Source organism: Deltaproteobacteria bacterium, assembly GCA_016234845.1.
In the GTDB taxonomy this organism is placed as follows: Bacteria; Desulfobacterota; Deferrimicrobia; order Deferrimicrobiales; family Deferrimicrobiaceae; genus JACRNP01.
In genome coordinates, this window is record JACRNP010000060.1 from 1 (window position 1) to 6,849 (window position 6,849).

Annotated in this window: 9 protein-coding genes; 4 read left to right on the plus strand and 5 right to left on the minus strand. The window is 66.3% G+C overall.

Annotated features, from left to right (window positions below; translation table 11 throughout):
* Together HZB86_05085 and HZB86_05090 are read left to right on the plus strand one after the other, a co-directional pair.
* On the plus strand, positions 1 to 503 hold a 503-nt coding region (locus HZB86_05085), incomplete at its 5' end, for an FAD-dependent oxidoreductase (protein ID MBI5904909.1).
* Between the two features lie 39 nt (positions 504 to 542).
* Entirely contained in the window at positions 543 to 731 is a 189-nt protein-coding gene (locus HZB86_05090) for a 4Fe-4S binding protein (GenBank protein MBI5904910.1), read from the plus strand.
* Positions 732 to 754: 23 nt separating this feature from the next.
* Here the strand turns inward: HZB86_05090 and HZB86_05095 are convergent, their stop codons facing one another.
* From HZB86_05095 to HZB86_05110, 4 genes are all read right to left on the minus strand, one after another.
* On the minus strand, positions 755 to 1,597 hold the full coding sequence (locus tag HZB86_05095) for a carbohydrate ABC transporter permease (GenBank protein ID MBI5904911.1): 843 nt from the start codon (positions 1,595 to 1,597) through the stop codon (positions 755 to 757).
* Positions 1,597 to 2,466: a sugar ABC transporter permease gene (locus HZB86_05100; protein ID MBI5904912.1), complete on the minus strand. Its 870-nt coding sequence runs from the start codon at positions 2,464 to 2,466 to the stop codon at positions 1,597 to 1,599. Before HZB86_05100 ends, HZB86_05095 begins: the two co-directional genes overlap by 1 nt.
* A 77-nt stretch (positions 2,467 to 2,543) precedes the next feature.
* Entirely contained in the window at positions 2,544 to 3,575 is a 1,032-nt protein-coding gene (locus tag HZB86_05105; protein ID MBI5904913.1) for an ABC transporter ATP-binding protein, read from the minus strand.
* 81 nt (positions 3,576 to 3,656) lie between these two features.
* Positions 3,657 to 5,078, minus strand: a complete 1,422-nt coding sequence (locus HZB86_05110) for an extracellular solute-binding protein (GenBank protein MBI5904914.1) — start codon at positions 5,076 to 5,078, stop codon at positions 3,657 to 3,659.
* 264 nt (positions 5,079 to 5,342) lie between these two features.
* Here HZB86_05110 and HZB86_05115 point away from each other — a divergent pair, with 264 nt between their 5' ends.
* Both HZB86_05115 and HZB86_05120 read left to right on the plus strand, forming a co-directional pair.
* On the plus strand, positions 5,343 to 5,855 hold the full coding sequence (locus HZB86_05115; GenBank protein ID MBI5904915.1) for a gamma carbonic anhydrase family protein: 513 nt from the start codon (positions 5,343 to 5,345) through the stop codon (positions 5,853 to 5,855).
* Positions 5,855 to 6,277 (plus strand): PaaI family thioesterase, encoded by a 423-nt coding sequence (locus HZB86_05120; protein ID MBI5904916.1) that lies wholly within the window; start codon positions 5,855 to 5,857, stop codon positions 6,275 to 6,277. Before HZB86_05115 ends, HZB86_05120 begins: the two co-directional genes overlap by 1 nt.
* A gap of 1 nt (position 6,278) precedes the next feature.
* On the opposite strand, the gene HZB86_05125 is transcribed toward HZB86_05120, so the two are convergent.
* The coding region (locus tag HZB86_05125; protein MBI5904917.1) for an efflux RND transporter permease subunit at positions 6,279 to 6,849 on the minus strand (571 nt) is incomplete at its 5' end.

Here is a 6,849-nt window from a genome sequence, read left to right on the forward strand (position 1 = left end):
CGCCGCTCGAGCGGCAGGTCGACACGCTAGGGCGCCGGGTCCTCGGCCTGGCGCTCGGGATCTGCGCCGTGGTGGGGGTGGTCGGCGTCCTGCACGGCCAGTCGATCGGGTCCATGATCGAGACGGCGATCAGCCTGGCGGACCAGGGCAGGGACGTGACGCTCGTCCGCGAGGAGGACAACATCTCCGTCTGGGAACTCGGACTGATCAAGGCGATGCCGATCCTCACGGGGATGCTGCAGGAAAAAAACATAAAGCCGCTCTTCCTGACGAAGGTGCGGAACATCGAGAAGAACGGAGTGACCGTCGTGGACGCGGCAGGGAAATCGACCTTCGTCGAGGCGGACACGGTGGTGCTATCGAGAGGGCGGTCGTCGAACCGGAAGCTGGCGGCGGAACTGCAGGAAAGGTTCGATGAAGTGCACGAAATCGGAGACTGTGTCACTCCGCACGGCGTGGCGGACGCGGTGTATGGGGGAAGAGTCATCGGAGCCAGCATATAGATCGGAAGGCTCTGTCACGATCATCGAGGAGACGTCCACATGCCTGCCGTAGTGAATAGGGACATTTGTAACGCATGCGTTGGGTATAAAAAACAGGAATGCATCTTCAACTGCCCGTACGATGCCATCGCTTTGCTCGACTGGAAGGCATTCGTCGATACGAACCGGTGCGACGACTGCAGGATCTGCGTCGAAATGTGCCCCATCGGGGCCATCGTGCTGGAATAACCGATCCGCGTTCGACGTAGGGGCTACTTCACCGCCCCCATCGTGAAGCCGGCGACGAACCGGTCGAGGAAGAAGGTGTAGACCACCGCCACCGGGACGCTGGCGATCAGCGCTCCGGCCATGAGCGGCCCCCACTGGAAGACGTCGCCCCGCACCAGCTCCGTCGGCACCCCGATCGACACGGTCTTCTTCGCCGACACCGAGATGAAGGTGAGGGCGTAGATGAACTCGTGCATCGAGAGCGTGAAGGAGAACACCACCACCGTCAGCACCCCCGAGATCGCCAGCGGGAGGACGACCCTCGACATCGCCCCGAACCGGCTCAGGCCGTCGATCATCGCCTGCTCCTCGATGTCCTTCGGGATGGTCTTGAAGAACCCCATCAGGAGCCAGGTACAGAACGGGATCGTGAAGGTCGGGTAGACGAGGATCAGCGACCAGAGCGACTCCTGCAGCCCGAAGAACGACGCGAAGCGGGACAGCGGGATGAACAGGATCGTGGGCGGGACGAGGTACGTGAGGAAGATCCCGATCCCCAGCGTTTCCCCCCAGCCCCGGGCCCAGCGCGCGAGGGCGTACGCCGCGGGCACGGCGGTGGCCAGGGTGATGGCGACCACGGCGAACCCCACCACCACGGTGTTCAGCAGGTACCCGACGAAGTGGGTCTCGAAGAAGAGCAGCCTCAGGTGGTCGAGCGTGGGCGGCTCGTTGAACAGGAACGGGTTGTTCAGCGGGCTGAACAGGTCGTGGTCCCGCTTGAACGTCGCGATGACCATCCAGTAGAAGGGGAATGCGCTGAAGAAGGCGAACGTCCCCAGCAGCGTGTAGAGCCCCCCGCGCCGCGCGAGTTTCCCCAGGTGCGCCATCAGACCACCTCCGTCCGTCTCGCCATCCGCAGGATCAGGACGGCGGCGACCGCCAGCACGGGGAACATGAACAGGGAGATGGCCGCGCCCTGGGCCAGGTCCCCGGCCTCGATCCCCTTGAAGAACGTCCAGGAGGAGAGCACCTGCGTCATGTGCACCGGACCGCCCCGCGTGAGGACGTACACCACGACCAGGTCGGTGAACGTGAACACCACGCCGAAGAGGAAGGCGATGCTGACGATCGGCAGCGTGAGCGGGATCGTGATCATCAGCGTGCGCCGCCACGGGGAGGCGCCGTCGACCTCGGCGGCCTCGATCAGGTCCTTCGGAATCGAGCTCAAGCCCCCCAGCTGGATCACCGTGGCCAGCGGGAGGATCCGCCAGACGTTCACGAGGATGACCGACGCCATCGAGAGGCCGGGGACGCCGAGCCAGTAGAGGTTCGTCTGGTTCCCCAGGAGGGCGGTGGCGGTCCCGAGCGCCCCAAGGTAGCGCAGCACCCAGTCGATGGGGCTGAAGATCGAGTCGAACATCCAGAGCCAGCCGATCGTCCCCAGGGAGATCGGGGCGGTCCACGGGAGCATGATGAGGAACCGGACGATCCATTTCCCCCGGAACGATTTGAGGAGGGCGTTGGCCAGCACCCGGGACAGGACGATCACGATCGACTGGGAGAGGAGCGTGAACACGAAGGTGTTCCGCAGGGCGAGCCGGAACACCGGGTCCGCGAGGGCCGCCTGGAAATTCTGCAGTCCGACGATGCGCAGCCCCGGATCGCCGGTGGTCGCGTCGCTCAAGGAGTACAGGATCGCGAGGACGAAGGGGGCGCCGATCATCGCCACGATGAACACGACCGCGGGGGCGATCATCAGCTTCGCCAGCGCTCCCTCGTCGTCGAGGATCCCGCCGCGGCCGGCGGCGGGGGGCGCGGGATGCGCGGGGGCGGTCACTGCGCGCCGCCGGTGCGGGCCAGCCCGCTCTTCCGGTCGAACCGCCGCAGGTCCCTTGTGGCCACGGCGAACGGGTACGTCTTCCCCGCCTCGAGCGGGAGGGTGAGGGATCCGGGAAGGCGGGAGACGACGTGGCGCGCGTGCGATTTCTCCCCGACGTTCCCGTACACGAGCCGCTCCGCGCCGAGGTATTCGAGGTACGTCACCTCGAACGGGAAGGTGATCACCCCTTCCGACCCTTCGACCGCGTCGGCGGGAAGGAACGTTTCCGGCCGGAATCCCAGCAGAACGTCCTCCTGCTCAAGGAGGTTCATCGGGGGGGACCCGACGAACGTCGCGACGAAGGTGTCCGCGGGCCACTGGTAGATCTCGAGGGGGGTTCCGACCTGCCGGACCTTCCCCTGGCTCATCACGACGATCCGGTCTCCCAGCCCCATCGCTTCGACCTGGTCGTGGGTGACGTAGATCGTGGTGACGCCGACACGCCGCTGGAACTGCCGCAGCTCCTCGCGCGCGGACGTGCGCAGGAGCGCGTCGAGGTTGGAGAGCGGCTCGTCGAGCAGGAAGACGCTCGGCTCCCGCACCATGGCGCGCGCCAGCGCCACGCGCTGCCGCTCCCCGCCCGACAGCTGGCGCGGCTTCCGGTCGAGGAGTTTCCCGATCTTGAACATCCCCGCCGCCCACTCGACTTTTTTGCGGACCGTCTCCTCGTCGACCCCGCGGGCCCGGAGGGGGAAGGCGATGTTCCTGTAGACCGTCATGTGGGGATAGAGGGCGTAGCTCTGGAACACCATGGCGATGTTCCGCAGCCGGGGCGGCAGGTCCGTCACCACCGTCCCGTCGATGACGAGTTCCCCCGCGGTCGGGGTCTCGATCCCGGCGATCATGCGGAGCAGGGTGGTCTTGCCGCATCCGGAGGGGCCCAGCAGGACGAGGAACTCCCCTTCGTTGGTCGCCAGGTCGACGTTGTCGACGGCACGGACTTCACCGAACAGCTTCGATATCGAACGGATCTCGACGCGCCCCATGTTCGTGCTGCCTTCCTGGCCTGGATGTAAGGATTGCGCCCGGGGAGCGCAGCGATCCGCCCCCCGGGCCGGAAACCGGGCCTAGCTTTTTCCGCCCACCAGCTTCTTCTTGCGCCACTTGGCGAAGATGGTCTTCGTCAGCAGCTCGGCCTGCTCGACCGCCGTTTCCGCCTTCATGCCGCGGGCGGCGTTGGCCAGCATGTTGGGCAGGACGAACGTCGCGAACACCTCGCCCTCGGCCGGGTTTGCGGGTCCGGGGTGCCCGACGTTGGTGCTCCACTTCTCGGCGTCCTTCAGGACCGCCAGCTTTCCCTTCTCCTCGCCGGGGAGGGCGAACGGGTCGTCCGTGAACCAGGTGTTGTGGAGGTCCCGCAGCCTCTTCGCGCCCGGCACCGCGGCGTACCCGCGGTTTCCGGCGGGGATCGGGGCGTCGAAGAACGCGGGGGAGTTGTACAGCTCGCTGTAGTACATCGCCTGGTCGTAGTTGCCGACGAGGTGGAGCAGGAACTTCTTGGCGTTCTCGATGTTCTTCGCCTTCTGGGGGACCAGGTAGCTGTAGATCACGTGCTCGCAGCTGTACCCGGTTCCGCGGGGCCCCTTGAGGGCGGGGGTGAAGTAGATGTCCTTGGCGATCTCCGGGACTTCCTTCTGCGCGGAGCGGTACGCCGAGATGGAGTTCAGGATGTAGGAGGCGCGGCCGGCGATCAGCGCCTGGTTGTTGGACACCGCGGTCCAGGCGAATACCTCGGGGACCATCGACTCCTTGAACAGCCGGGCCATGTAGGCGGTCGCCTCCACGGTCTTCGGGTTGTTCAGGATCACGTTCTCCTTCGCGTCCTGGATGGCGGTGTCGTAGGACCACAGGAGCGCCCGGGCCGCCATGTTCGAGTCGAGCTCCTGCGACAGGCCGATCCCGAGCTGGATCCCCTGCTCCTTCTTGATCTTCCCCCCGTAGGTGATGAGGTCCTCCCACACTTCGGGGCCCTTCCCCTTCCCCGCCTTCTCCCACAGGCTCTTCCGGTAGGAGCCGGGGTCGATCGTCCAGCCGGGGCAGAAGCAGTAGAACTTCTTCGTGTTCGGGTTGTAGGAGCTCCTGCGGCAGAGCGGGTGCTGCTTGCCGTACTTCTTCTCCGCCTCCTTCACCACGTCACCGAGGTCGAGGACGCTCGGCTCGAACTGGGACGGGGGAGCGATCCACTCGATCAGGTCGTGCCCCTGCCCCGCGGAGATCTCCGCCGCGGTGCGGGAGGGGATCTCCGCCAGCCCGATGTGGTCCACCGTGACGTTGATCCCGTTGGCCTCGCCCCACTTCTTCGCGAAGCTGTCGTACCACTCCTTGTCGAACCGGGGAACGAAGTGCGACCAGACGAGGATCTTCAGATCCTTCGTCGCCCCGTGCGCGTACCTCGGGATGAAGATCGTGGGGGCGACCCCCGCCGCGACCACGCCCACACCTGCGGCCTTCACGAATTCGCGCCGCGTGATCAAACCGCGTTTCGCCATCTCCTCCTCCTTCCCCGGCATGCGGTCGGCCGCCCGCCGGACTTCAGGTTGTACCGCTTGTGCCGCCGTGAACGTTGCCGCCCCGTATCGGAATTCGCGAGAAAAGCGGGCGTTTTCCGCTGGTGGAAATTCGTGCGGTCGGATGCATTACACCATCTGGCGGTTGCACGGTCAAGGCGGGTGCGGCGACCCGCCAAACGGGTTTATAATCGTGTCCGGCGCGGGAACCGACCCGGCGATCCGTCGGCGCGCCGCGGAGGTTCGATGCGGATCCGGCACAAGGGAAAGAGCCCCGTACTCCCCCCGTCCGTCTTCGTCGCGGACGGGGCGAGGATCATCGGCGACGTGGAGATCGGGGAACAGTCGAGCGTCTGGTTCAACGCGGTGATCCGGGGGGACATCCTCCCGATCCGGATCGGGAGGCGCACCAACATCCAGGACGGCTGCGTCCTGCACACCAAGGACGGATTCCCCCTGACGATCGGGGACGAGGTGACGTTCGGCCACTCCGTCACGGCCCACGGGTGCGCGATCGGGGACCTGTGCCTGCTCGGGATCGGGTGCGTGGTCCTCGACGGCGCGGTGGTCGGGCGGGGGAGCGTAATCGGCTCCGGCGCGGTCGTCCCTCCGGGGACCGTCGTTCCTCCGAACACGCTGGTGATGGGCGTCCCGGGGAAGTTGGCGAAGGATCTCGGTCCGGGGTCCGCGGAGAGGAACCGGGCGTTTTCCGACAGCTACGTGAAATACGCGCTTTCGTACCTGGAAAAGGAGGAGTGATGGACAGGGTGGAGGAGATCTTCCGCGGGGACCGGCTCATCCAGGATTTCGGGATGAAGCTGGTCGAGGGGCGGGAGGGGTACGCGAAGGTGTCGGTCGTCGTGGAGGACCGGTTCCTGAACGCGCACTCGATCGGCCACGGGGTCCTGCTGTTCGCCGTCGCGGACGCCGCGTTCGCCCTGTCCGTCAACGCCGCCGTGGACGCCGTCGGGGTCCAGTGGAGCATCAACGTCTTCCGCGCCGCGAAGCCCGGGGAGACGGTGATCGGGGAGTCCCGCGTCATCCACAAGGGGCGGCAGTCGATGGTGTGCGAGCTCCTCGTGACGGCGGGCGACGGGAGGGTCCTGGCCAAGGGCCAGTCCACGGCGCTACCGGTATCCCGCGCGGCGTATCACGCCGACACGGGGCAGAAGGGGGGCTGAATCACCCCTCCGCCGCCGGTTTCCGCTTCACGAACCGCCAGAACCGGTCCTCCCCCCGCTCGAACCGCTCCCGGAAGGAGCGGATCGGCGTGAGGTTCCCCACGTCGTCGAAGAACGAGTACGCGACCGGCGTGACGACCAGGGTCAGCAGGAGCGACAGGAGCTGCCCTCCGATGATGACCTTCGCCAGGGAGGCGCGTGACGCCGCGCCGGGCCCCTTGCCGAGCGCGATCGGGATCATCGCGGCGATCAGCGTGATGGTGGTCATGAGGATCGGCCGAAGCCTCGCCGCGTTCGCTTCGAGGATCGCCTGGTCCCGCGGCATCCCTCCCGCCCGCAGGGTGTTCGAGTAGTCCACCTGCAGGATCCCGTTCTTCTTGACGATCCCGAACAGCAGGAACAGCCCCAGGATGCTGTAGATGTTGAGCGATTCCCGCAGGACGACGAGCGACAGGAGCGCGAACGGGATCGAGATCGGCAGGGCGAGCATGATGGAGACCGGGTGCAGGAAGCTCTCGAACTGCGCCGCCAGCACCATGTACATGAACACGATCGAGAGGAGCAGGGCGACC

What these genes read in the sequence shown, in the direction of transcription:
- HZB86_05090 (MBI5904910.1), top strand. Translation starts at nt 543, where the DNA reads ATGCCTGCCGTAGTGAATAGGGACATTTGTAACGCATGCGTTGGGTAT.
- HZB86_05095 (MBI5904911.1), bottom strand. Translation starts at nt 1,597, where the DNA reads ATGGCGCACCTGGGGAAACTCGCGCGGCGCGGGGGGCTCTACACGCTG.
- HZB86_05100 (MBI5904912.1), bottom strand. Translation starts at nt 2,466, where the DNA reads ATGATCGCCCCCGCGGTCGTGTTCATCGTGGCGATGATCGGCGCCCCC.
- HZB86_05105 (MBI5904913.1), bottom strand. Translation starts at nt 3,575, where the DNA reads ATGGGGCGCGTCGAGATCCGTTCGATATCGAAGCTGTTCGGTGAAGTC.
- HZB86_05110 (MBI5904914.1), bottom strand. Translation starts at nt 5,078, where the DNA reads ATGGCGAAACGCGGTTTGATCACGCGGCGCGAATTCGTGAAGGCCGCA.
- HZB86_05115 (MBI5904915.1), top strand. Translation starts at nt 5,343, where the DNA reads ATGCGGATCCGGCACAAGGGAAAGAGCCCCGTACTCCCCCCGTCCGTC.
- HZB86_05120 (MBI5904916.1), top strand. Translation starts at nt 5,855, where the DNA reads ATGGACAGGGTGGAGGAGATCTTCCGCGGGGACCGGCTCATCCAGGAT.